This is a genomic window from Nocardia carnea, assembly GCF_029868855.1.
GTDB classification, from domain to species: Bacteria; Actinomycetota; Actinomycetes; order Mycobacteriales; family Mycobacteriaceae; genus Nocardia; species Nocardia carnea_A.
Map to the genome: position 1 here is coordinate 1 of NZ_JARWOV010000292.1, position 25,694 is coordinate 25,694.

Annotated in this window: 19 protein-coding genes; 3 read left to right on the top strand and 16 right to left on the bottom strand. The window is 68.5% G+C overall.

Annotated elements, in window-relative coordinates; genetic code table 11:
* Positions 1-132 precede the first annotated feature (132 nt).
* The 9 genes from QH195_RS30290 to QH195_RS30330 form a co-directional block, all read right to left on the bottom strand.
* The gene (locus QH195_RS30290; RefSeq protein ID WP_280437891.1) at positions 133-432 is read right to left on the bottom strand and encodes a type VII secretion protein EsxR; all 300 of its coding nucleotides are present in this window, start codon (positions 430-432) and stop codon (positions 133-135) included.
* A gap of 54 nt (positions 433-486) precedes the next feature.
* Positions 487-795 carry a WXG100 family type VII secretion target gene (locus tag QH195_RS30295; protein WP_280425435.1) on the bottom strand — a complete coding sequence of 103 codons (309 nt, stop codon included), beginning with the start codon at positions 793-795 and terminating at the stop codon, positions 487-489.
* A gap of 85 nt (positions 796-880) precedes the next feature.
* Positions 881-1,672, bottom strand: a complete 792-nt coding sequence (locus QH195_RS30300) for an ESX secretion-associated protein EspG (RefSeq protein ID WP_280437892.1) — start codon at positions 1,670-1,672, stop codon at positions 881-883.
* Positions 1,669-2,691 (bottom strand): PPE domain-containing protein, encoded by a 1,023-nt coding sequence (locus tag QH195_RS30305; protein WP_280437893.1) that lies wholly within the window; start codon positions 2,689-2,691, stop codon positions 1,669-1,671. Before QH195_RS30305 ends, QH195_RS30300 begins: the two co-directional genes overlap by 4 nt.
* 18 nt (positions 2,692-2,709) lie before the next feature.
* The gene (locus QH195_RS30310) at positions 2,710-3,042 is read right to left on the bottom strand and encodes a PE domain-containing protein (protein ID WP_280437894.1); all 333 of its coding nucleotides are present in this window, start codon (positions 3,040-3,042) and stop codon (positions 2,710-2,712) included.
* Positions 3,043-3,075: 33 nt separating this feature from the next.
* A complete protein-coding gene (locus tag QH195_RS30315; protein WP_280437895.1) occupies positions 3,076-4,506 on the bottom strand; it encodes a hypothetical protein in 1,431 nt (476 codons plus the stop codon).
* On the bottom strand, positions 4,503-4,820 hold the full coding sequence (locus QH195_RS30320; protein ID WP_280437896.1) for a type VII secretion target: 318 nt from the start codon (positions 4,818-4,820) through the stop codon (positions 4,503-4,505). The genes QH195_RS30315 and QH195_RS30320 overlap by 4 nt, the downstream gene beginning before the upstream one ends.
* A 99-nt stretch (positions 4,821-4,919) precedes the next feature.
* Positions 4,920-5,219: a YbaB/EbfC family nucleoid-associated protein gene (locus QH195_RS30325; RefSeq protein ID WP_280425429.1), complete on the bottom strand. Its 300-nt coding sequence runs from the start codon at positions 5,217-5,219 to the stop codon at positions 4,920-4,922.
* A gap of 24 nt (positions 5,220-5,243) precedes the next feature.
* Positions 5,244-5,597 (bottom strand): hypothetical protein, encoded by a 354-nt coding sequence (locus QH195_RS30330; RefSeq protein WP_280425428.1) that lies wholly within the window; start codon positions 5,595-5,597, stop codon positions 5,244-5,246.
* A gap of 632 nt (positions 5,598-6,229) precedes the next feature.
* Between QH195_RS30330 and QH195_RS30335 the strand changes: the two genes are divergently transcribed.
* The gene (locus QH195_RS30335) at positions 6,230-6,577 is read left to right on the top strand and encodes a toxin-antitoxin system YwqK family antitoxin (RefSeq protein WP_280425427.1); all 348 of its coding nucleotides are present in this window, start codon (positions 6,230-6,232) and stop codon (positions 6,575-6,577) included.
* 5 nt (positions 6,578-6,582) lie between these two features.
* Here the strand turns inward: QH195_RS30335 and QH195_RS30340 are convergent, their stop codons facing one another.
* The 4 genes from QH195_RS30340 to QH195_RS30355 form a co-directional block, all read right to left on the bottom strand.
* Complete coding sequence (locus QH195_RS30340) at positions 6,583-7,377, bottom strand: ESX secretion-associated protein EspG (protein WP_280437897.1); 795 nt, start codon at positions 7,375-7,377, stop codon at positions 6,583-6,585.
* Positions 7,374-9,188 (bottom strand): hypothetical protein, encoded by a 1,815-nt coding sequence (locus QH195_RS30345; protein ID WP_280437898.1) that lies wholly within the window; start codon positions 9,186-9,188, stop codon positions 7,374-7,376. Before QH195_RS30345 ends, QH195_RS30340 begins: the two co-directional genes overlap by 4 nt.
* A 461-nt stretch (positions 9,189-9,649) precedes the next feature.
* Positions 9,650-10,915, bottom strand: a complete 1,266-nt coding sequence (locus tag QH195_RS30350; protein WP_280437899.1) for a flavin-dependent oxidoreductase — start codon at positions 10,913-10,915, stop codon at positions 9,650-9,652.
* Positions 10,912-11,364, bottom strand: coding sequence for a hypothetical protein (locus QH195_RS30355; RefSeq protein WP_348536890.1), 453 nt, complete (start codon positions 11,362-11,364; stop codon positions 10,912-10,914). The genes QH195_RS30350 and QH195_RS30355 overlap by 4 nt, the downstream gene beginning before the upstream one ends.
* Positions 11,365-12,027: 663 nt before the next feature.
* Here QH195_RS30355 and QH195_RS30360 point away from each other — a divergent pair.
* Positions 12,028-13,098: a hypothetical protein gene (locus QH195_RS30360; protein ID WP_280437901.1), complete on the top strand. Its 1,071-nt coding sequence runs from the start codon at positions 12,028-12,030 to the stop codon at positions 13,096-13,098.
* Positions 13,099-13,162: 64 nt separating this feature from the next.
* Here the strand turns inward: QH195_RS30360 and QH195_RS30365 are convergent, their stop codons facing one another.
* The 3 genes from QH195_RS30365 to QH195_RS30375 are packed head-to-tail and all read right to left on the bottom strand — an operon-like array spanning position 13,163 to position 25,268.
* A complete protein-coding gene (locus QH195_RS30365; protein WP_280437902.1) occupies positions 13,163-14,710 on the bottom strand; it encodes a hypothetical protein in 1,548 nt (515 codons plus the stop codon).
* A 51-nt stretch (positions 14,711-14,761) separates the two neighbouring features.
* The gene (locus QH195_RS30370; RefSeq protein ID WP_280437903.1) at positions 14,762-15,046 is read right to left on the bottom strand and encodes a hypothetical protein; all 285 of its coding nucleotides are present in this window, start codon (positions 15,044-15,046) and stop codon (positions 14,762-14,764) included.
* A 55-nt stretch (positions 15,047-15,101) separates the two neighbouring features.
* A complete protein-coding gene (locus QH195_RS30375; RefSeq protein WP_280437904.1) occupies positions 15,102-25,268 on the bottom strand; it encodes a hypothetical protein in 10,167 nt (3,388 codons plus the stop codon).
* 9 nt (positions 25,269-25,277) lie between these two features.
* On the opposite strand from QH195_RS30375, the gene QH195_RS30380 reads away from it, so the two are divergent.
* On the top strand, positions 25,278-25,694 hold a 417-nt coding region (locus tag QH195_RS30380), incomplete at its 3' end, for a hypothetical protein (RefSeq protein ID WP_280437905.1).

Here is a 25,694-nt window from a genome sequence, read left to right on the forward strand (position 1 = left end):
CCCCCGTGTGTTTTTTTTCCATTATTGGTTGTTTGCCGGCTCCTCACAATTAAAAAAAAACAACCCCCCTCGGGTGGTGTTTAAATATATCCTCTGCCCGCCCCGGTTTTTGGTGCCGCGCGTTAGAACCGATCAGCCTAAGGCGGCGAAACCGTCGCCGATCTTATTATCGGTTTCGAGGGCGCGCTGCAGCGCGTTCTCGACCGCGATGGCGAGCTGGTCCAGCTTGTGCAGGGTGTCCTCCAGTTCGGTGTTCACCGACTGGTGCGCAGTCTGGAAACCTTCCTGCGCCCCCTGGCTCGCCATCGCGGCGAGGAAGTTGTCCTTGGCGGTTGCCAGGGCCTCGATCTCACCCTGGATCTTGCTGCCCTCGGTCTTCAGCGAGTCGAACAGCGCCTCCATGGTGGGGCGGTCGTACAAGATATCGCTCATGTTCCCAATTCCTTGTCAGTCGAGCAGATAGGTGAAGTGCTGCCGGTACAGGATCTACAGGCTGGTGTAGCCGCCGCCGGGGATGAAGGCGTCCTCGTCCATACCCAGGATGGTCTGGGTGGCGTCCTCGGTGGCCTTGGTCAGCTCGTCCAGTTTCTGATTCAGGCGGTCGGACTCGTCGCTCCACGCCTGCGAGGTGGTGACGAACGACGCGTTCGCGTCGCCCTTCCAGCCCGCACGGGCCGCATCGCTGGCCGAATCGACGGCCTTCACCGACAGCCGCAGGTTTTCGATGGCCGTGTACATTTCGCCGGTCGCCTTCTTGACCAGCTCGAGATCGAGATCAACACCCTGTGTAGCCATTACTGGGTTCCTTTCGTGAGGTTGGTTTTCCGCCGCGATCGCAGCATCTCGCGTCGAGTAGAACGGTGGGTTATCACCTGGGGAACTACGGTGTCAGCCACCTCCCCCCGGGCAGGCCCTCGAGCAACGTGGCGATTGCCTGCGTCACCCGATGGTCGCTACCCGTTGTGACCGTCGACCAGATCTGTTGATCCGGCGAGACCGTGGGTGCGGCGGCGAGCCGGCCGCGATCGGTGTCGTAGACCGCGACGGCGCCCGGCGCCCGGGTGGTGAGTCCGTCGTCGTGGCTGTAGGCCACGATTTCGGTGAAGCCCCGGCAGGTGGCGAACGCCGCGGCGAGCACCGTCGCGTCGCGGTCGCCCACCCCCAGGGCGTAGATGGCATCGGCGAAATCGCCGGTGGTTTCGGCGTTGTCGAGCCGGCCGGCCAGGTCGTCGGCCGGTGCGCTGAACCCCGCGACCTCGGCTGCCTCGGCCGGTCCCAGCGCGGTGAGCAGAGGACGTGCCAGCGCCTCCGGTGAACCGTCGCACCAGATCGTCGTGATCTCGAAACTGTCCCCCTCGCGCACCGCCAAGGCATGCTGTTCGCCGCGCCGGGCCACACAGAACCGCAGTGTGCGATCTCCGGCGAAGCCGCGGGCCACCAGTTCGCGATCCGGCTGCGCCAGTACGAAAAACGCCTGCGCTGTAGTGGGCTCGACATCGCCTTCGGAATCGAAAACACCTACCGCGGTGAGTTCGTCGACGGCGCGCTCGCGGGCCGCCTGCCATTCTTCGTAGGAATCCTGTTGCGGTCCTGCGGCGAGCACCAGGGGCAGTGTCTGCACACCCAGGCGTTCGGCGACCGCGAGCAGCGCGTCGTTGGTCAGGGTCGTCACGACGTACCTCCGGCCCGGGCTTCCGGCGCGGAAGCCGCCGGTTCGACACCACCGAGTACCGCGGGCGCGGCCCGGAGTTCGTTCTCCGCGCCGAGATGGTCGCCCTCGTCGCCGGAGAGCCCGGCGCGGGGGAAGCGGGAGGTGTCCTGGGCCGATCCGCCTGCACCGGCCGTCGCGCCGGGTGCGAGCGGGGCAGCCTGCGAGGAGGCTCCGGCACCGGTTACCGGGGTGGTTTGCGGGGCCCTTTCCGAGGTGGTCGCCGATTGCGCGTAGATGGGGGCGCTGTAGGCGGACGGAACCCGCGGCACGGCGGCCGGGATCGGGACGGACCCGATACCCATCGCCCCCAGCGACATACCACCCCGTATCGCCGGCGGCGGCGCGGTAGCGGAAGCCGTTGCGGCCGCGGCATGTTCGGCGGCCAATGCCGTCTCGGGCGCGACCATCGGCGGTGCGGTCTGCTGCCACGGTAGTGCGAGAGGTTCGCTGGCCTTCTCGTAGTTTTCCATGACCCGGGAGGCCACGGCTTTCGCCACGTCGGAATCCTTGTCCACCTCGGCGGCGACGGCTTTGATCGGAGCACCGACCATTCCGCCGACGGCCTCGAGCATGCGCTGGACCTGCTGGATCTGTTCGATATCGACGGTATGCGGCATGGCCAGCCGCGCCACTTCGTACGCGGCGACCTGCGCCTGGAACCTCGCCGCGTTGGCCGCGGCGGCGCCCGCCGCTTCCACCAGCCAATCCCGCAGTGTCGAAATACGCTGCAGTACTTCACTGCTCCGGCCGGAACCCCAGGCGCCCCGCATCTCGACGACGGCCTTCTCGTATTCCACCACCGCCGCACCGAAAGACGCGGCCAGACGCGTCCAGGCCTGGACGGCCTCGGCCATCGGCACCGAGCCCGGACCGGTGGCGAGCTCGCGGGCCAGCCGGTCGGCCGGCCGCGCGGGCCACACCACACCGGTGAAGCCGGGTCGTGGTGGTTCGATCATCGCTGGGAAATACCCTTCGCTCATCGGCACTGCAGAAGCCTGTCAGGCCTCGGTCCGGCCGAGGTTCGCGGCGTTATCGGTTTCCATACCGTCGAACCGAGTCGTACTGAGCCGCAGCGTGGCCGCCAGTTTGCGCATTTCCTGCACGCTGGCCTGAGCACTGGTCAGATAAGACGCCGCGACATCGTTGTGGGTCTGCGACGCCCGGCCCGACACCTCGTCCACACCCGCCGGAACCACGGTCAGCGCGTCCTGGACCGCCGCCAGATCGGCGGCGAGCCGATCGGCCAGCGAATCCAGCCCCGACGATGCCTTCCCGGCCGCGGCGGGGTCGAAACGGACGCCGTCGTACACCTCACCCATCTCGTTCTCCATGAGACCCTCCTGTGTCCTGGTTACCGGCTCGTGTCAGAGCGTGAGTTCCTTGTCCGGCGGGGGTTCCGAGGTCGATTCCGCCGCGCCGACCACCGGCACCGCGATACCTTCGATCGGCCCGACCACCTCGTCACCGTGTTCGGCCGAGACAGCACCACGCGCTGAACCGTCGGTTACCGACTCGCCGTCGCGCGCCATTCCCGCCGCCCCCATACCCGCACCCATCGGCATATAGCCCGGGCTGTTTCCCGAGGCCGGAGTCGACCCGTGGGGAGCCGCCGACGACGACATACCCGCGACCGAACCCGGCGACGTTGCACCGAACGCTCCGACGGCACCGAGCGGGCCGGGTGCCGCGACCTTGGATCCGGGGAAAGCGCCGAGCGGTGCGGGCGCGGCGCCCAACGCACCGGCTCCCAGACCGCCACCGGCCCCGAGACCGCCGCCGGCCCCCAGGCCACCCGGAGCGCCGGGCCGGTCGCTATCCGGCGCACCGGGCGCATCACCCAACGGTTTCGGCGCGGACAGTGCGGTATTCGCGGGCGCCAGTTTGCCCAGCGCCTGAGCGGCCTGGCTCGCGGAGCTGATCAGCGGTGTGACCATCCCGATCATCTGCACGAGCTGGCTCATCTGCTGACTCGGATCGACCCCGGTCGGCGCGTCGGTGATCTTCACCTTCTCGCCGGTCTGCGTCAGTGCGGCGCCTTCGACGCCGAGCTCGGTCTTGGTTTTGACAGTGATGGCCAGCGCTTCGGCCGCCGCCTCGATCGCCGAGGCGACCAGATAGGCTGCGCCGCCACCGGAAGACGCGTAGAGCGGGGCGAGTGCCAGTTTCGCGGAAAACGCCCCGATCACCACGGCCATTTCCCCGCGGCCGATCGCAACACTGGTCGCGCCCTTCGCGAGATGCAGTTTCTCCGCGGTGCTCTGCGCCTCCAGCTTCGCGGCGTCGGTCTGCGCCTGCCCCGCCTTCTCCGCTGCCTGCGTAGCACCCATCCCCTGCCACAGGCTCATCGCGGCCTGCAGCGCGGACGTGCCCACCTGCATCACGGTCTGCATCACCGTCGACACCTGCGCCAGCAACTGCGTCGGGTCCACACCCGGCGGCGGGGCCGCAGCGTCCGCCGGATCACCCGCGGCGGACGCCTGCGGTGCGGGCGCCGGCGCCGGCGCGCCCAGCTGCCCGGAGCCGAAGGCCGACGCCAGATCGGTGAGCGGTCGCATCAGCGCACTCAGATCGATCATGGGTAGCGGCGGCAACTCCGGCAGCCCGGCCAGGTGACCGAACGCCGGCAGCTCCGGCAGATTCGGCAGGCCCATGCTGTTGAGGATGTCGTTCACCGGCATATCGAGCATGGGTGCCAGCGCGCTGCCCCGCAGCAGCTCCAGGACGGTCGGATCCAGCGGATCCGCGCCGGCCGGCGGCTGGGCGCCCGGGAGCGGGGCCGCTCCTGGGGTGCTCATGATCCGGGGTTCACCGCGCCGATATTCACCGCGTTCCCGGCGTCGGTGAGCTCGTAGTTCGCGGCGGCCTGATGCGCGGTGAGCGCGGTACCGGCATGCACCGCGGCGAGTTCGGCGACCGAGGACAGATGGTTGGCCTGTGCGTAAGCGAACGCGACGAGGAATTCCTGGCCGATGAGCCCGAACGCCGGTACCGCGAACCCGACCGTAGCCGCCTGATCGACGGCTGCGGTCGTTGCGATTCCGGCGGCCATGGCCGCGGATTCGCTGCCGTACAGACGCACTGCATCCGGTACAACGTGCACGTTGTTCATGTCTCTTGTCCAATCCCGAAACATCCCACAATGTTTCGTCGTCAACGGTACCCAGCGGGCACCACCGGCCGGGACCGCCGACCGGTTAACAGTCGGTGACTACCTCGTGCTCTCCGAATTGAAGGTGTCGATCAGTTCGGCCTTCTCGGCGATCGCCCGGGCGGCGGCCGCCCGCGCTGTCTCGACCAGCGTTTTCTCGAACTCGGCGGGGCTCAGTTTGTTGATCCCACCGCTCAAACTCAGCCCGACGGGTGCCGCGTTCCCGTCCACCTCCACCGTCACCGAACCGTCCGGTGCGGTCTCGCTGACCACGATCCGGGCCATGGCTTCCTGCAGATCGGTCAGCCGATAGACCTGCTGCTGAACCCGGGCGATGAGTTCGTCCATCGTTTCGACCATGTCAACCCCTCGAATCCTTCGGACCTATACAGAACGGAGCCAGCTCTCCGGTTCGGTCTCGTACTCCTGCTCCTGCACCAACTCCTGACGCGCGACCTCCTCCTCCGTCGGAAGGCCCGCCAACTTCAGCATCTCGCTGGTGAAACCCGCCTCTTGCAGATGCCGACGCCGCTCGAGGCCGGCCCGGGCCGCGGACTGCCGACACAGTCGCAGGATCTCGGCGGCCAGCGAATCAGGGTCGCGGCGGAGTTCGCCGGGTTCGACGGAAATCGAGGTGGGCAGGCCCATCTCGGTGGTCCGGATCCGGATGGAACCGTTGAGTGAATGGGCGGTGAACTCGGTCGGGAACTCGGTGTCTCCCGGAACTCCTGCGCTCATCGTCCTCCTGCCTTCGCTATGGCGCCGCCTCCGGCGACGCGGGATTCGCACCCCGCCCGAGTATGGATCGAGGAGGTGAACCGGGGGTTATCGAACGGCGTGGGGACCGGTGGAAATCGGTGCATGCTGCGCGAACGCCGTGCAGCATATGCCGGTTGCCAAGAGTGGGAACATATGTGGCGCCCGCAGGCGCGATCCGGATATACGCTGACGCCGTCCAATCCCGGGACTCCCACCCCCGGAAACCACAACTGAATACGAAATCGACCGGCGCGGTGCCGGCCGACCGGCCGCGATGCGGCCAGGTACGGTTCCGGCCGCCGCACGGTGTGCGCTGCTCTCACGAATGGATACAGCAACCCCACAGAACCCCTCCTGACTTTCTGCGCTCCCCACGGTGGCGCGTGCCCCATATACCTCGACCGGGTTTTCTCGGTCGGCGCCACTTCTGTTAACAGTGTGCCTGCCGATCCGGCTATGCCGGAAGCGCTTTCCGCGCTGGAACGCGAATGCTCAGGTCGACGCGGCACCGGCGTACCTACACATACCCGCCGCGCCGAACGCAGAACGCCGGATCCGTGTGCGCGGACCGATAATCTGAATTACGTGCACAAACGGACGGAAGATCCGCAATGAGGCGTATCGACCTGAACTCCGATGCCGCCTCGATCGGAGACGACCTACGGCTCGAGTACGACGGCGAGCCGTTCACCGGTGAGGTCGTCGAAGAGCTCGTACCGGGACAGCTACTGTCCCAGGAGTACTACGTCGACGGCCTCCCGCACGGCAGTACCCGCGAGTGGTGGCCCGACGGTCGCCTGAAATCCGAGGGCGAGAACTACCGGGGCAGACCGTGCGGAGTTCTACGACGCTGGCATCCCGACGGGCGGCCCGCCACGGCGATCCTCTTCGACGACCGGGGAGGGTCGATGGCAGTGCGGGAGTGGGAGCATCTCGGACATCGACTCCCGAATCCGTAACGGCATCAGCTCCCCAGATTCGCCCGCTCCTCCTTGATCGTCCGCACGACTTCCGCAATCTGCCGGTTGACCACCCCGACCATACGTTTCCGGTCCACCGACAGTACAGTCGACGGATTTCCCGGGACGATCAGGTACCGGCCGTCACCTGTGATATCGCGCCAGCGGAGTCCCAGCCGTCGAATACCGCGCGGACCGAATCGAGAGAATCCTTGCACCACGGTGATAGTTCCGGCCAGATCGGCCGGGGCATCACCGAACGACCTACCGAATGCGGTGGGATCGTCGTCGCGGTGCAGAACCGACGAGCGTTTCACGGGGCGCTCCAGTCCGTTGCCTGCAGGACCGCTGGGGAGTGAGAAGTCCGCGCGTCGACCCGGTTGGACCTCCGGTAATTCCGCCACCACCGCATCGGCAAGGCCGACGGCCTCGTGCTCTGACATCGTGAACCCGGCGGCGTGCCACAGGGTTCGGCCAGGTTCCTGGATGACCAGATACGCGTTGTCGCCCTTGCGTGTACCGAGCAGCCGAACAGAACGCTCGGCGTTCTGGAAATCCTGTCCGTCGAACCCACGGACAACGACCCGGATATCGGGGGCGGCCATACCCGTCATGATCTCCGCCAACTCCGGGCCGAAAAGCGACCGGACCCGTTCGGCCGCTTCGATCACCTTGCGGCGGTGATCGTGGTGACGACCGGGCTCACTGGTGTAGACGAAGGGTTCCGGGAGATACCCTTCCTTCGTAGCTTCCCAAGCCGCAACGAATTCGACATCCGTAAACGTCCAGGTACGGCTCACTGATCGACCACCGGTTTGGCGACGATCGACGGATCGCCGATTCCCTCCTCGAGCCATTCGGTGGAATCGAGGTAGTCGGCGCGTTTGTGGTCCTTGCCCTGCGCCCCCTGTGCCCCGCCACCGGCACCGCCGCCGCCCATCGGCATCCCACCCATAGGTGCACCCTGCCCGGCGGGAGCCGCCGCTACGCCGGTGAATTGACCACCGGCAACACCCGTCGCAACAGAAGCCCGCGGGAACAGTTTTGCCGCCTTCTCCACCATCGGCGCCGGTGGCGGCTTCACTCCGCCCGGCGCACCGGAACTTCCGCCCGCACCCCCACCACCGAGGCCGGCCGGTAGCTTGCCTGCCTTCTGGAGGGCGGACTGATAGCCCTTCACCGCGTCCTGCAAGGCAGGCATACCCGGCAGCCCCGTGATACCCGCCTGTTGGAGGGCCTGCTGGGCCGCGGTGGACAACTGCTGCCCCATCTGACCGAGTTGCTGCAATCCTTGCTGCGCCGCCTGCATCAGCGGCTGGGTGCTCGACTGCTGTTGGAGGGCCTGCTGCTGCTGTTGCAGTGCGGCCTGCTGTTGCTGGGCCTGCGTTTCGAGATCTTGCTGCGCGGCCAGCAACTCCTGACGTTGTTGTTCGATCTGGTCGAGCGCGGCCTGCTGCTGTTGCTGTGCGGCAGAAGTCGTCCCCGGCGGAGTGCCACCACCGCCGCCGTTTCCACCGCCACCACCGTTCCCACTGCCGCCGTTTCCACCGTTGCCACCGTTCTGTCCCGGGTTGTCGGTCGTCGGCGGGACCGGGTCCGGCAGTATCGCGATCTTGGAATCGGTCAGTTCGAGCCCCGGAAGATATGCCTCTTCCATGGCCCGGATGGCCGCTTGCCGCCGCGCTTCCTTCTCTTTCTGCACATAGGACTCGCTGGTGGTGGTCTCGCCGTCGTCGAGCGGCGGAGCGTCCCACTGGCCCATCTCGTACCAGGTCGCCGAAAGCCACTGCGAGGTGTACTGCAGGTTGTCGCCGATCAAGTTCATATTGGCGACCAGCTTGTCGGTATCCGCTCCGTAGGCGGTCACAGCCCCGCGCGCCGCTTCGGCACCACCCTCGTGATCGGGGCTGCGCCAGGAGTTCTGGGTCGAGATCATCTTGTTGACCAGGTCGTCGAACTTCTCGTTCAGCTGCCCGGCCAGCCACCGCCAGTCGGCCGCCGCCTGCGCCACCTTGACGAAAGTGAAGTCACCCGTGTTTCCGAAGGACTCCTGCATCGACTGGTACCGCTCGAAGGAGAGGGAATGTGGGTCCTCACCGTGCACCTGGGCGGATTCGAACTCCACGCCCGAAGCCGGATCGCGGAGGCTCCCGGGCAGACCGCCCCCGTCCTCGGTCAGCCCTGGATACACGTATCCGGGCACATTGGTGGTCTCCTCGAGTCGCGGGCCCGGCCGATCGCTCAACGATCCCGGGCGGTCCACTCGGTCGATTTCGAGAGCGGAATCGTCATCGGTGTTCGAATACGCCTTCCCCGCCGCGATGAACGTATCCATCATGTCGTTGAGGATCGTTTCGTGCTCGTCGAGGATGCCGCGTAGTTCCCGGCCCTTCTGATTGAAGCGCTCCGTCAGTGCCTCACTCGACCCCAGGTTGCTGAAGGCGGGAAGAGAATCGACGAGATTCACCTTGTCCCGCACGGCCAGTACCCGGCCGAGCACCTCGTTGCACTTCTCCGCGAGACCCTCGACCACGCCCGGCTGAAGCTCCAGTGCGCCGCTCTCGGCCTGCGTGGACAAACCGGACCATGGATTACTGGGTTCGGGTGCCATACCTCATACTCCCGCCGAATCGGATATGCGAGAAAGCAAGCCGAGCCACCCGGACCGGGCCTGAAATGATTTCGCGACCACCGTGCCTCGACGCGCGGCCAGGTCGGGGGTGATCGGAACAGTGCACGCGATGTCCTCCCCGCCGACAACACAAGACACAATCGAAGGTTACCGCCGGGACTTACCACCACCCCACGACCGGCTGAACACGCGTCGAACCCTTCCGATACGGAGGGTACCAACGGACGAAGACACGTCGGTACCCCTCGGCCCGGGCCCGCGTTCCCAACCGGAAGAACCCGCACTCATCGGCCGGGCCTACTGCCGCACACCACCGCGTCGTAGCCGGAATACCCGATCGGCGGCACATTGTGGCCCGGTGCGAGCGCTGATCGGCGCCGGCCCATCCCACGGCATACAGCCCACGCGGGCCTCCGTACAGCTCCGGCCGGGCCGGCGATTCACCGGGGCTGTGCCGTTACGGGGTCGGATCGCTCGGGCGCGGCGGATACGCGGGCAGCACTGGTCCGCTGGTATCCCCCGGCGATCGCGCGAAGCTCGTCCTCGGTGAGTACGTCCGTTATTCGGTCGAAACCCTGTGGAGCGCGCTCCTCGACCAGCCGCAGCACCCGGTCGGCCGGGATATCACGGTTGGCCAGCACGACAGCATTGGCGATATCCAGGCGAGCCGCCTCGTAGGCCGTCAAACCGTCCCGGGGGTCGGCGGCGCGGGCGAGCTCGGCAGCGAGCACGCCGGCATCGAGAATCGCCTGCGAGCCGCCGTTGGAACCGATCGGGTACATCGGGTGCGCGGCATCGCCCAGCAGGGCGACCCGACCGAAGACCCAGCGCGACACCGGATCACGGTCGACCATCGGATACTCGAGAATGCGCTCGCTGCCGGAGATGAGCGCACCGACATCTATTCCGTCGAAACGCCAACCGCGATAGTGCGGTAGTACCTCGTCGAGCCGGCCGGTCCGCTGCCAGTTCGCCGCCTGCTCCGTATGGTCCGGCATCCGGACTTCGGCGACCCAGTTGACCAAGGCCCGGCCCTCCCGCCGCGCCGCGGCCGAAATCGGGTAGGCGACAAGTTTCGCAGTGTGGTTACTCCCGGCCATCACCATGGAAGCGCCGGTCAGGAACGGTTCGGTCATCGTGACGCCGCGCCACATGCGGATGCCGTTCCAGCGCGGCGCGCCTTCATCCGGATACAGGCCGGCACGTACGGCGGAATGCAGTCCGTCCGCGCCGATCACCAGGTCGGTGGTGATCTCGACGGTCTGGTCCCGGGCTCGGTCATGGACGGTGCTGCACACCCGGTCCGGATATTGCCGGGCCGCGACGAACCGCATACCCGTGCGAATAGCGCCGGAGCCGAGGCGAGCGCGAACCGCGGCCGCGAGCAGTGTCTGCAATTCACCGCGGTGCACCGAGTACTGCGGATGATCGTGCCCGGCCGCCAGGCCACGGGGTTCCCGCCAGATCTCGTTGCCGAACCGATCCAGATGCACCAGCTCCGCGGTGGGAATCGCCAGGCCGGCCAGGTCTTCCCCCAGGCCGAGTTCGCACAATTCGGCCGTGGCGTGCGGCAGGAGGTTGATACCGACCCCCAGCGGGAGCAACTCGGTGACGCTGTCGATGACGAGCACGTCGATACCCACGGCGTGCAGGCGCAATGCTGTCGTCAGGCCGCCGATTCCGGCCCCGGCCACCAGGACCTTCACAGCGCCTCGGCCAGCGGTGCGAATTCGGGGCTGATGCGCTCGTGCAGGTGCGCCACCGGTATATCCGCGCGATCCTGCAGCAGGCTTTCCTTGTATACGCAGCGATCGCCATTCGCCGTACCGGCGCGGGACCAGGTGGTGAGGCCCGATCCGAGCACGATTCGTGCCAGGTGGTAACCCATCGCGGTCATACTGTGCCCGATCGGCCGGTGCCGGTCGGCGAGTACCGCTGCCGACTCGTGCCCGGCCACGATCACCACGGAATTCTTGGACACCACGGTTCCGTTCCCGATGGTGAGGACCGAACGCCGGATGATCACCGGCTCCGCCCCGGACAGACCGAGAGCGCAGCGGATACCACCTGTCAGTTCGGCCGCGGTCGTGGGGGATTGCTCGAGCAGATCGAGGCGCAGGGGGGCACCGACCAGAGCTTCGAGCAGAGTTGTCATCGAACCATCGGATCTGAGTAGTACCCGGGTTATCGCCGGAAAGTCCGATGCCTCTGTAACTGTCGATGGTTCCGCCGCCATAACCGCCGAATATAATTGCTATCGCACAAGTTTCCAGCCGGCGGGAATAGTTGACCGTAGTGATTTCCGGGAATTTCACCACAGGACACCGGATCGGCACGACTCGGTTACAAACCCGGCAATCGACCGGCTAATAGGAACTATTCGGCATTACCATGCGCATTTGCGAGTTGGGCGGGCCCGGCAGGCCCGCAATGCTAGCAAGCAGCGCCACCTCGGCCCGAGGATCCGTTACACAACAACGACAACCGCCGTAACCGGGATGACTCCAGAAGTTCATCATCGGCTCCCGGCACCTCCGGGGAATCCCCTTCGGCAATCCGTCGCGGACCCGCTACCGGCCGTAATCCCAGAATTTCCCAGCGCTCCACCGTCCGGAAGCCGGGCTTGTGTTCTATTCGGTGAGAACACCACAAACCGGCCGTGCCCGTTGTATTGTTTCTGCGCATCGGTAAGGCGGTAATGAACTTCGGCTATTGAATGGCAATTTCGTTTCCGGCGCCGCGGCCGAACACCAGTGCGAGGCGAGGTCGACTCCGGATGCCGAAGAGCACGCCGCCGCTTGGAAAGCAGGTTTAATAGATGTCCAAACTCGCTGCGGCACTGAGTAAGTCGCAACTGACCGGACGCAAGCCGGCAATACTGACCACACTGCTGATCGTGGTGGTAGTGGTCGCGGCGTTGATCGTGATACCGCTGTGGCGGGATTCTGCGGCACCGGCCACCATCGACGTCGCGAACCCCGTGCCGGTTTGTGAGGTGGCCGAGGGGGATCCGGCCCGGGAATCCAACCGGCGGATCGCCGAATCCGCGGTCGCCGATCTGCTCGCCGGAACCCGGTCCTACCTCGGCCCGTGCGCCGAATACGGCGCGAGTCTGCCGCTCGGCGGCGGGCGGATCACCGCCTTCTCACAGACGAACGAAGCGGGTGAACCGCTCGCCGTCGGGCTGGCGGCCGACGACGCCGTCTACGACGCCCTGCCGTACGAACCGCCGTCGGGCCGCCTGTGGTGTCACGACAAGAATACGGACGGCGTGGTGGCCGATCACGGCGAATGCGCCGGCGGCCACGAGACCGTCCTACCGCTGGGTGACGCCTTCACTGCGCGTGCGGACATTCCGTTCACCTATGTACTCGCGAACTGGAATCCGCACGGGCACGTCCCGCCCGGCGTCTGGGATACCGCGCATTTCGATGTCCACTTCTATCTGAACGACAATGCCGAGCGGCTGGCCATCCGGCCCGGGTCGTGCCCGCAGCTCACCCACTGCGACGACTACGCGCTCGGCAAGATCCTGCCCGACCCGAAGTACCGTCACCCCGACTACGTCGACCTCGACGCGGTCGAACCGGGGATGGGCCAGCACCTGATCGACTCGGCCACCCCGGAATTGAACGGCGGCGATTTCACCAGCACCTTCATCTACGGAAGCTGGAACGGCGAGATCACTTTCCTCGAACCGATGGTGGCTCTCTCCCGATACGAGGCCCTGCGCAGCGGTAGCCAGGAAGACTCCTGTATCGATATCAAACAACCGCAGGCCTGGCAGCAACCCGGCTGGTATCCGACGAAGTATTGCCTGCGCCACCGGGACAACCGCGCGGAGACGTTGACCACTCTCGAAGGTTTCGTCCGGCATACCGCCGGCTGACGGACTCCGCCGCGCACCGATCGGCCGGCCCGGTCGGTGCGCCGGCTCGGCCCGGAGTACGCGGCTACAGGAGCGACCGGTTGCGGTTGCGGAAGCGGCGGCGGAATTCCGGTAGGTACTGCGACGGCGCGACCGAAGACGACGACCGTTCCAGCACACCGTCGTCGGCCACGTAGAAGATCGCCCGCCCGATCGCGATCTCGCCCGGCGCCACCGGGGCGAACACCATCCAGCCGCCGTCCACCCGGTCCGCGCGCAGGTCGTCCACCGGGTAGCCGGACGTATCCTCGCCGCTCTCGGTGAGATAGCGGCCGACCAGGTCGATCGCCTGCCGCTCCGGAAGCGGTTCCGGGGCGGTGACACCGCCCAGCACCAACTGGTGGAAGGCGCTGTCGATATCGAAACCGTCCGCGTCGGGAAACACAGCGGTCAAGGTGGCGCGGGTGAGGGTGGCGGATTCCGCGGCCGCGACGAAGGTTTCGATCGCCGCCATCCGCTCGTCGGATGGGTCGGACTCGAGGATCAAGCCGGAAACGATCCGTACCACCGTCGCAGTGTCCCGGATGCCCGGAACCGCGCCGGCGACGGCTTCGGGTGCCGGGGACTCACCCCGATACCAGCGGCTGCCGTCCCACCAGTAGCAGAAGGTGAGTTGTCCGGTTCCCGATCGTTCGTTCAGGACCGGACCCGCAATCCATTCCGGCGCTCCGCGGAACAACGCCGGTAACGGCGCCTCCTGGTTGTAGGCCGCGTCCAGCTCCGGGGAGTTCCACACCCCACCCGAGAGCACGGCGCGACCACCCGGCAGCGAATGCAGGGTGCTGCCGCTGCGGCTCGCACCCTCGAACCAGCGCAGGCCGGGGGTGAGCCGGGGACCCCACTCCGACTTCACTGCGACGAACGCCGCGCACAACGCCGCCCACCGCGCCGCCATCACCGGAAATGGCGGGAAACCCTCGACCGGGTCACCGGTTACGCCGGCGGAACGGTCGGCGGCGGCCTGGGCCGCCGCAACCGCCGGGGATCGCCGCTGGCGATCGCCGTGGAACAGGTAGGCGGCCAACCATACGGGGAGGGTCTTACGGGGAAATGCCTCCAGGTCGGCACGGTAGATCTCGGGTGCGAACAGTTGGTCGTCCGGAAACGGCTCGTCGCCGTAGTCGTAGTCGACCTCGAGCTGCCCGGAACCGGTCAACGCGATCAGCAACCGCCACCACGGTCCGTCACCCGATTCGGCGGATAGTTGCCGGTGTGCACGGATCAGCGCCAGCACCTGCGGTGTCGGGGACCAGCGGACCGCGCGCTGCTGCGCGTCGGAGAAAACGGCGAAACCGACATCGACGGCAACAGTCGAGGCGAATACCGCGTCCACCCGCTCCCAGCCCTCGGGCGCCACCGCGGTCAACTCGCGGGCGACCTGGTGCATCAGCGCACGGGCGCGTTCGGCGACGTTCTGTTCCCGGCCGGCCGCGGCCAGCGTGAAGCCCACATCCGGGTCGTTTTCCGGGGCGGTGGTATCGGCCGGCGGCTCCGGGGAATGCGGCGCCGGATCGGTGGGCGCACCGGCGGCTTCATCGGGCGGCCCGGCGGGCACCTCGTCTGGTTTCGTCACTTCGGCAACATTCTCCTAGTACCGTTATCGCGGTCACTGGGGCCGCGGCGCTCAGCTCTCGCCGCGCGCGCGGCGCATCTCCTCGAACTGACGGGCGAGCTCTTCGCGATGCCTACGGGCATTCGAACCGTCGAGCTGACCGGCGAAGGCTTCGCGCGCAGCCGTCACCAGTTCATCGGTGACATCGGGATACGCCCGCGCGATATCCCACAGCGCCTCCTCGGTTTCCATATCGAGGCCGGTTTCGGTGCGCAGACCGCCGCCGTTGCGCACCGATTCGAGCATCTCGGCGAAGTTCTCCCGCAGCTCGTCGTCGGTTGGATGGTCGATACGCATATCCGCTCCTCATCGATGTTGTTTCCGTCTCGGTCACGACGGCTCGGCGGCGCGCTCATTCTGCGAACACCTGGGCGCGGCGCTGCGGATCGGCGAGCACATCGCGCAGATAGGCGCCGAAATCCAGTTCCTCCGGCAGCGAACGATACGTCAGTTCACCGAGCTTGGTCCCGCCCTGGAACAGGGCGAAACGGGTGGTCCGGTGGGCGACGGTGTCCACCTCGGCGACGACGGAATGCTCGAGGTCGATCGTATGGGCGCCGATGCGCAACCCGAGACGGCCGTGCTGCCGGTACAGGACGACAGGCACGCCGCCGATCTCACCGTACAACCCGCTGACGCGACCGGTATTCGCCGGTGCAGCCTGCAGTGCGCCGGTGTACGGATTGAATTCCGACGGCACCCCGAACCCGGCAAAGGGCCGGACGACCAGCGGAACGAACGCAGCGTTACCCTGCCCACCCACACCCGGAGCACTCTCGCCCCGGTGAGGGCGGTAGCGGGCCCGGGGCTCACCTTGCTGTGACCCGCCGTTGGGCAGCGGCGGCGGCACAACCGGCGGATACGGCATCCCCGGCGGGTACTGGTCCGCGGGCGCGCCGCCACCGGGCATTCCCGGCTGCGCGTGAATACCGCCCGGATACCCCGGTGAATACGGCGGGCCCGGAGGTGCGGCCGGGGGTGAGTAGTCCGGTGCGCCCGGATACGGGCCCAGCGGCGATTCCGGATATGGAGTCCCCGGTGTGGGTGGCGCTGGGACCTGGGGCGGTGCCGGGTGAGCCGGTGATCCGGGAGCCTGCGGTGGCGCCGGCTGCCACGGGTACTCCGGCCGCGCCGGGGGCTGAGGCGGACCGGGGTTCCCCGGCGGCACCGGCGGTTCCGGCGGACCGGGCACAACCGGCGGCGAAGGCAGCTCCGGCGGGACGGGTGGCACCGGCGGCTCTGGCGGGATCGGCGGCACCGGAGGCACCGGAGGCACCGGAGGTTCTGGTGGCACCGGAGGTTCCGGAGGAACAGGTGGCAGCGGAGGCACCGGTGGCACCGGAGGTTGCGGTGGCACCGGGGGCATCGGCGGGACGGGTGGCACCGGCGGCTCTGGCGGCGCCGGAGGCACCGGAGGAACCGGGGGTTCGGGTGGTTCCAAGGGGTCCGGCCGGTCGGGAAGTTCGGGTAGCGGGACAGGCCACGGTTTGCGGTCGTTTTCGAACGGGAGTGGGAAGTCGGGCTCCCATTCGTGCGGTCGTTTCGGGATATGGGAACGCAGGGAAGAACCGCGGGGCAGCCGAGGACGGCGGTTGGTGGGGGCGCCTTCCTCGTCAGGCGTGTTCGGGCCGTCGGGACCGCCGCGGTTCGGGCGGGGGCCCGATCCTGTGACAGGTTCTCCCCTGTGTGCCCGGCTGCCGGTGTCGTTCGTTCCCGTGGCGGGTTCCTCGCCCGATTGCGGCCGGTCACGATCGCCGGGCACCGGGCCGGTCCCTACTGGACGCTCCAGGTCGCGGCCCACGGGGTCGGATTCGCCGGGACGGGCGCGGCCGTCTCGCCGCACCGCAGGATCGGATTCGCCGAACTCTGGACGGTCACCCTCGGGTGCCGACGGGTCCTGTTCGCCTGCAGTGGGGGCCGGGCGGGGGCCGTCCGGACTCGGGAGGGTTTCGCCGCCGTCCCGGCCGGGAACCGCGGGTGCCGGGCGGGGGGCGGTGGGGCCGGGGCTTTCGGCGTGGGTTTCGCGGAGGCGTTCGAGTACGCCGTCGAGCCGGGTGAGTTCGGCCTCGGCGTCGACCACGCGGCGGGCCGCTTCCTCGTATTCGTCGATCCGGCGCTGGTACGCCTGTTGTTCGTCGACCCGCGTCGTCCGCCCGCGCAGTTCCTCGAGCCGCTGGTCCAGGGCCGTATGCGAGGCCAGATCCGTTTCGTCCACGGGCAGGTCCGGATGCGGGGGCGGCAGGACGGCCCGGGCCCGCTCCGCGGCCATTTCGGCCCGGGCCCGGGCGGCCCGCAGCTCTGTCTCGTCCAGTTGCGCGGCACGCTCGGCGAGTTCGGCCGTGGCGGTGATGTCGCGGGCGCGCTGGTTCACCTCGCCACGCAGCTCGGCCTGCACTTCGGCGAGTTCGGCGGGCTTCAGCCGTTCTTCCTTGTCCAGCCGGCCGTCGCGGTACTTCTCGTAGACCTCGTTCCAGCGGTTCAGTTCGGCTCGTACGCGGACGAGATCCGGGTCGTTCTCGCTGATTTCGCCGCGCCGGTAGCGGTCGAGGACATCGTCCCAGCGGGCCAGATCGGCGGGCGGTAGATCGACTCCGATCGTGCGTGCGAAATCGGGGTTCGCGCCGAGTTCCGTAGCGGGAAGCAGATCCGTGTCCGCGTCCAGCAGACCCATCCGCTGTGGGGCATCCGTGAGGTGACGCAGATCCTCGATCAGGTCCACCAGGTGCCGCACGGCCCGGTGGTGCACCGGGATCTCGGCGCGGCCCACCCGCGGATCGACGGCGCGGTCGCCGTGCACCGCGGCATCGAAGATATCGACCTCGCCGAGGGCGTTCAGGAAATCGGTGAGGGCCGCGACCAGATCGGGCCGGCTGTACTCCCGGTAGACCAGGTCCCGGATACCGGCGCTGATCTGCCCCGGCTCGGTCACTGTCACCGCGTCGGAGAGCGCGTCGAGGCGCCGCATCAGGCGCAACGTGGCCGCTTCCACCGCGGACCGGTCCAGCGAAGCCAATGTTTCGGCGTAGTCCAGTATTCCGGCGATCTGCTGGATCCGCCGCGGGTTCGGGGTCGCGGGACCGGCTATCACCAGCGCTGCCCGCTCGGCGGTCACCGGCGCGGTCTCGTCCGGATCGACCCGGGTCGCCAGATTGCCGCGGGCCTGCGTCACCTCGTAATAGGTGTCGATATCCCATGCGGTCCGGGCGTGGTCGATGAGCGCTTCCAGCTGGGCGGCACGGATCTCGTTCTCGTCGCGCAGCGCCGACAGTTCTTCGGCGAGCCGCCGCGGATCGGCCAGATCTTCGTCGGCGATACCGAGCCGTTCGGCGAGTTCGCCGATGGCGTCGTCGATTTCGGCGCGGGTCATCTCGTCGACGGGACGCCCGGTCTGCGGCTCCACAGGATCGTCCGGCACCACCCGCCAGCCGTCACCGTCGTCTATCACGGTGACATCGAGGTGGCGACCGCCGACCTCGGCGCTGAGATGACGAACCCGCGGGGAACCGGCGTCGGCCACGATGACCCGTTCGGGCCCGAAACCACCGTCGGGCAGCGGTTCGCCGGGCCGCACGTGGGTGAGTTCGTACAGCACCTGGAGGTCACCGTCGTTCACGGCGTCGGCGAGGTCGGGGTGGCGGGTGAGCGCGTCGGCCAGCACCCGGTCGTGTTCGAGGCGGCCGTCGATCACGATCAGCCGCATCGGCCCGCCGGGCTGTTCCGGGGGCAGCAGGCCGAGCCCGGCCGGGTCACCGAACATGACCCCGTCATTCGCATGCACCCATTCCTGGCCCGCCAGATCACCGATGAGACCGATGAGTTCCTCGGTTTCGGCGTCGCGGCGCAGGAACTCCTCGGTCCGGCGGCCGAAATCGTCGATACGATCCGCGGCCTGCTGGATTCGATCCAGCTGCGCCGCCAAGGTGTCGGCCAGGCGGTCGGCGTCGAGAGTGTTCAGGTCCACATCGCCGAGGATCTGGGCCCATACCGAGCGTTCGTCACGGATCTGATCGCGGCGCAGGGCGCGTTCCAGGTATTGCCGGGTCCCGTCGTCGCGGCCCGGCTGGTCGGTATCGAACAGATCTCCCCACTCGCGCGTCGGCTCGCCACCGTTGTTCACGCCCTGCCAGTTGAGCAGGTCGACCGGACCCGGCCAGCGGCGCCGCAGCGCCTCGGGCAGCCACTCCGGCGCCTGCGACGGCTCCCGGTAGGCGTCGACCACCTCGCGCAGGAAACGGGCCAGCGGGTTCGCGTCGAAGAAGGTTTCGTACTCGCCGTAGGGGATATCGGCGTGCTCGGCGTTGTAGCGGCGGGCAGCGTCGGCGAGGCCGGTGAGTGCGCCGAGCCGGCGGGCCTGCTGATAGCGGATCAGGTCGTGCGCCCGCCGGACGTTCTCCGGTGTCGGATCGCCGAGGTCGATACCGAATGCGCGGGCCGCCTCGACCAGCTCCGCGGCCTGCGCGTCGCGGTGTGCCGCCGCCTCGGCCAGTTCGTCGATCCAGGACCCGATTTCGCCCGCGCTGCGTGGCACCACGTCGCCATCGGGTTCGGCGGGGGCAAGCTCGGCCGCCGGCTCGCCCGGCCGGGTTTCGGCGCTCGGCGGAAGAGCCGGGCCGGCCTGCTTCTTCAGCTCCTCGAGGTCGACCCCTACGACCTCTCGGACGAGGTCGGGGTCGGCTTCGTCGAGCCAGTACCGGTACTCGTTGTCGTTCTCGTCCCGCATGGGCGGGGCATCGAGGCTGCGGTCGGCGACCCGGGAGGTGAACCGGCGCACGAACGGCAGCAGTTCCCGCTTCTTCCACAGGGTGATGCCTTCTTTGAGGATGCGCGCGGGGTTGAACTTGGTCTGCAGGACCTCGTACTCGTCGCCGGGTACACCCGGTGTCGGGTCCTCGGTCTTCGTCAACGGAAGCCCGAACATATGGCCGAGTACCGACTGCCCGGCGCTGTCTATCCCGGACCCGGACGGATACTTCGGGGTCTCCCCCACGTAACCGTCGCCGAACAGCCGGTCCCAGAGCCGGCGCAGGAGCGACTTCCGGCGCTGCGGCGGTGCGGGTTCGGCCGGCCGGGCCGGTGGGCCGGTACGGTCGGCCTCGGTCACCAGCCAGCCGCCGTCCTCGTCGGCGACCAGACGCGCAGGTACCCGTTCGCCTTCGACCACGATGTTGTAGCGGTGGGTTTCGCCCACGGCCGGCGGTTCGCTGCCGGGGCCGGGTTTCTGCCGGGCCGCCTGGGCACTGTCGGCGAGCGCCGCGAGATCGTCGGCCGCGCGCACTGCCGCTGCCCGAGCCCGGTTCAGGACGGTGGCGGGGTCGCGGTCGAGCGGCCCGGGGTCGAGACCGAGCAGGCGCGCCCAGGTGTCGCGGGTGTTGCGCAGGTCGGCCCGGGCGACCGGATCGGTCGCGGCGTCGAGGCGCGCCTGTGCGGCGACCAGCGCTTCCACCGCGGCCGCCCGCAACAGGATCCGATAGCGCTGATCGGCGACGGTCGCGGCCAGGTGTTCCGGGGCGAGCGCCGCGTCGTCGAGGCCGAACTGCTGGGCCAGCTCGTCGCGGGTGGTCACCACGGACTCCGCGTGTGGTGTAACCCGGACGGCCGCATCCGTATCCGGGTCGGCACCGTCCGGTTGCCCGGGTGCCGCGAGCTGAGCGTGGTCGCCGCCGGGTTCGAGCACCTGGTCCGACCGCTCGGCCGGCAGTCGCGGTTCCTCCACCGGCAGGCCGAGGCGGCGCAGATCCGCGCGGATCTCGGCCACGAGTTCGGGATCGGCCTCGTGGTGCCAGTACTGCTCGTCGCCGTAGCGGTCGGCGGCGGAGAGCTCGGCGAAGTCGTCCGGGTACCGCATCCGTGGCCCGCTACCGACCCCGTCGAGGAAACCTCGGACGCGGGCGATTTCGGCGATTTCGGCCAGCGCGGCGAGGGGATCACGCAGCTGTCCGAAAACCTCGTCCAGACCCAGGTGTCCGGCCAGCCTGCCCGCGTGGCGGGCGGTGGCACCGGTCAACGGCTCGGCGTCGCGCTGCGCGGGCCGATCCGCTTGTTCCTGCAGGAACGCGATGAGGTCGCGCAGCGGGTCGCCCGTCCGGGCGGGCGATGAGCCCGGGCCGGCGGGCGGTGGTCCGCCGGGGCCGCTCGAGTCGTCGGGTCCGCCCGGATCATTCGGTCCGCCGTGGCCGTTCGGACCACCGGGTTCACTCGGACCACCGGGCTCGAGCCGACCGTCCGGGTCATCCGGACGACCGGGCGGCGGCAGTTGAGCGTCGTTGGTCGGTGCCGAGTCCCCGCCGTCGCGGGCAGGTAGTGGCGGCCGCGCGGGCGGTGTACTGCCCGGTCCACCGGTGGGTGGCTTGCCCGGATCGGAACCGCCGGTGCCGCTCGGGTCGTCGGGGTCGTTCGGGTCGCCGGGGCTCTCCGGATCACGAGGGCCGGACTTGTCCTGTTCGGACGTCTGCTCCAGCGTGTCATCGTCCTGCGCCGTCGGATCTCGCCGAGCGGCGGTCGCCGGCACTTCGGCGGGTCCCGGCCGGTCCGGGCCGCCGAACTGCTCCGCGAGCGTGCCACTGTTCCGGGCGACCGAGTCCTGCTGTCCGGACGCGCCCGGCTGACCGAGGATCTCGTCAGCAGAGAGCTGTCCGGGCGACGTGGGTGTCGCAGCGTTGCCCGCGGCGGTATCCCGCCGGTCCGGCTGTCCGAACTGGTCCCCCGCCGGGAGTTCCAGCGTGTCACCGTCCGGTGCGGAGAGATCCGGTGACAGCATCTCGAGCGTATCGCCGACCCCGTTCGCAGGCGGCTGGTCGGGAGTTCGTGGCTCGCCGCCGTCGCGGGCGGCCGGGGGCAGGTAGGCGGAGTTCGGCTGCACCGGTGGGAGGGCGTAGCGGCGACCCGCCCGCCAGTCGGTGAGCGGAGGACGCTGGGCATCCCAGTGATAACCCTGGCCGATGGCATGGGTGTTGGCCGCCTGCCAGGTAGCGCCCGGGTTGTCGATCAGGTACTGCGCCTCGGCCAGCGCGTCCTGCAGCAGCACGAAATCGGCGGGCAGCGGGTTGCCGGCGCGCAGCCGGTGCCAGGCTTCGGCGATATCGGCCAGGCGGTCCATGGGCAGCTCGCGGACCTGACCCTCCGGGTCGTCGGCGTCGCGCACCCAGTGCTCGTCGACCATGAGGTGGTTCTTGATCTGCTCGAGTTCGTCGCGGGTGAAGCGCGGTATGTCGTCGCGCATCCGGCCGGCGAGCTGTTCGGCGATCTCGTCCGGGTCGACAGCGCGCACGATATCGTCCGGCACGGCACCGGGCACGATATCGGCCGGGTCCACCACGCCCAGCAGCATCTCCCGCACCTGTTCGACCGTATTGCGCGCCAGTTCCGGATCGTCCTCGGCGAACCGGTCCGCCGCCTCGTCGGCCACCCGGTCGATGGCGGCCTCGATCCGCGCCAGCTGAGCCGGTACATCACCCAGCGGGTCGATACCGCCCAGCTCCTCGACCAGCCGCTGCCGGACGAGGTCGACGAACTCGCGAGCCGATTCTCGCTGCCGGTTCTGCCGGTGTTCCTCGATACCGGCGGCGATACGGTCCAGATCGCCGTCGTCGTTCAGGAAGAGTTCGTACTGTTCGTCGGCCCACCGCTGGACCTCGCTCCACAGTCGGGCCTCACGCTCCCATTCCCAGCGCAGTCCCTCCGGAACATCGGTGAGCGCCGCCGGTGGCAGATGATCACCCCGGTCCCAGCGGCGGTGCATCGGCTGCACATTGGTGTCCGGCGGCGCGAACCACTCGTAGCCACGGAATACCGTCCCGAACGGCGGCAGCTTCTGCAACCACGGCCGCGCCAGCACGAACCGGCCGATTTCCGGATGCCGCTGGATCCACGCCTTGACCGCCGGATGTTTCGGCACGAGCGCGGCCATCAGCACCAACCGCATGAAGTTATAGGCGTCGGCGCCCCAATGCTGTCCGAAGATCTTGTTCGGATCCACATCCGAGGTGTCGTACTGTGTCGGCGCCATCGGCGCGTTCACCGGTAGCGTGCTCTCCGGGATCTGGCCGGCGGGCACATCGTCGGTGGGCAGGGTGATGTCGTTGATGACATCCTCACTGGCCCAGCCGCTGACACCGTCGGGGAGATCCTTCTGGCTGAACTTCTTCGGCAGCTCGGAATCGTCGCGGTTGGTCGTCCAGCTCGGGCGGGCCGGATCCACCGGATGCCAGTTCCCCTCGCTGTCACGCCATCTCGTCATCTCGAGGCGGTCCCCATTGACCCAGCCGGTGCTCATCCGTTCGATATCCGGCGGGTACATGGTGTCGTCGACCCGCCAGTTGTCCTCCCGGTCGGCGAATACCCGGCGATACTCCACCCTCGTATCCGGATGTGTCAGGGCCTGTGCGACAGCGGCACTGTTCCACAGCGCATGGTCGAGAGCGGCGTCGTGATCACGGCGCGAACGAACCGCATCCTGATCACGGGGCAGGTTCGTCAACTCCGGGCGCGGGCCGAATACGATGATCCGCGGCTCGTCACCGTCCACGATGCCGACCCGGTCGGTCACCATCCGGCCGCCCGCGGCCTCCGCCAGCCCCCGCCAGACACCCGCCGCGCGGGCCATATCGTCCTGCAGGCGTCCGATCCGATTGTGCGCCAGGTTCACCTCGTCGGCGACCGCGGCCAGCATATCGATCTGCAACAGCCGCTGCTGGTACTGCGAGGGCCGCAACCGGCCATCCATGAAGGCCCGGTATGCCGTGTCGCGCAGCTTCTGCAGCTCGGATTTCACGTTGTCCGGTTCGAGCGCACTTTCCCGGAGTTCGTTGTTCTGGTCCAGGAGACCGAGCCGGCGCGCCAGATCGTCGCGCATGACGCGGCGCGGTTTGATCCGGTGTAGTTCGGCGGCGCGCTCACGCGCCAGGCGTTCGAGTTCGGCGGCAACCTCTTCGGAGTGGGGGCGGTCGAGATGTTCCCGGTCCCCTTCCATCCCGCTGATCTGCGCGTCCAGTTCCCGCAGCCGGGTACCGAACCGGTCGAATTCCGCGGTCTGGGTGATCAACTTCCTGATCTTGTCCCGGCGGTCCTGCTGTGCCTGTTCACTCACCGGTGAGCGATCTCGCCGCGGGCTCTCCTCGACACCGCCGGCGATATCCACGGTGTCGTACCGGGTCTCTTCGTCGAGCCGCAGAACGATCCGTTCGCGGCCGTCCGGGCCGAGGTCCGCCCAGCCTTCCGGGTTGTCCAGGCCGATGTTGCGCGCGCGATCGGTGATTTTGGCGCGCAGGAACTCGCGTTCCCTGGTCACTGCCTGCCGTTCCCGCAGCAGCCGGTCGTATTCGATCCGGCTGGACAGGGTGCGCACTTCGTCGTGGGCGCGGAGGAACCGCGGCGCGAGTTCGGTGAGCTCGTCGACTCGGCCGGTATCGTCGGCGTCGAGCTCACGGCCGCGCAGATCGCGCACGGTTTCTTCGATCCGGTCGGGTTCGAACGCACCGGGTTCCGCCCGGGTGTGCAGTGCCGAGGCGAGTTCCCCGATCCGCGCTGCGAGCACATCCCGTCGCAGAATCGCATCGACGAGTGCGTCACCGAGCAGGCGCCCCGGATCCTGGTCGTCGGGTTGCCCGCCGTTCCGGTCGGTCTCCGCGGCCCGGTCACCCGTGGGCCCGATCTGCTCACCCTCCGGATTCCGCTCTCCCCCCTCGGTATCGAACTGCTCGTCGCCGGGCTGCCGCCCCGCTCCGTCGGACCGGGCTGCGTCGGGCTCGGATTCCTGCCCATCGATCCTCGGCCGACTGCCTTCGGACTGCGGTACCTGTCCTTCGGCATCGGGCTGTCCGCCCCGTGCCTTACGCTCCTGCCCGTCGGCCTGCGGCTGTCCGCCCTCGGACTCCAGCCCTTGCCTGTCGGTCGGCGACTGCTCGCCTCTCAGCTCGAGACCCTGCTTCTCGGGCGGGGATCCGGAGTCCTCGTCCACCCGGTCCTTGCCTGTGGTGCCCGGCTCGATGCCGGGTTCCGGATCCGCCCCCGAGGCCGGCGCAGGTTCGACCGGCGAACCGGCCGGCGAAGGCTGTGCTGCTTCGGGATCGGAGCCGGTGACCGGTTTCGGACCGGCCGGACCGGGGCCGGAATCGGAATCCGGGCCGTTGTCGTCCGGGCCCGCTTCCGGCGGCGGCGGGGTGCCCTCGTCGGGACCGCCCAGCGTCTCGCGCAACCAACGCGCCCGGTCCTCCGCCATCCGGGCGACCCATTCGGCCAGCACTGCGCGCTGTTCGGCCAGCCAGTTGTCCGGCTCGACATCGGCGAGGAAACGTTTGCTCTCGGCGTCCATGCGGGCGCGCCAGGCCGCCCGGTCCGCCTGGTCGAGCCGGATTCGGTCGAGCCGCTCGCGGGCGTAGCCGAGCTGCCGTTCCGCCTGTTCGGCACGGAACTGCAGGAGATGATCGTCCGGGCGACCGGACGCCTGCCGCCGGAGCCAGGCAGCTTCGTCGGCGGCCGAGTCGACGGCGATTTCCGCACGGCGCAGTTCGACCCAGTCCATGAGCTCGGCATGGGTCTCGGGCAGCGGGCTCGTGAACGACTCGTTCTCGCCTTCGGAATCGCGACCCGGGCCTTCGTCCGGTTGTCCGGCCGCGACAGGTGGGGCCGCCGGTGGTCGGTCACCGCCGCCCGCAGAACCGGACTGTGCCGGCGGCGGGCCACTCTCCGCGCCGGGCTGAGACGCCTCACCACGTTCCGCACCGAGCGGAGGCGGGTTTTGACCATGTTCTGCCCCGGACCGGGGCGAGGGTTCGCCGGTGCCCGGCCGGGGAGCCTCGTTGCTCTCCCGGCCGGGCGGCGGACCGCCGGGATCCACCGGCGGCGGGCCCGCGGGGCCAGGTGGTGGCCCGCCGCGATAGTCGGCAAGCTGCCCCCCCTCGGTGCCCGGGTGGTCGGGTCGAGCGCGGCGCGTGTATTGGTGGAACCG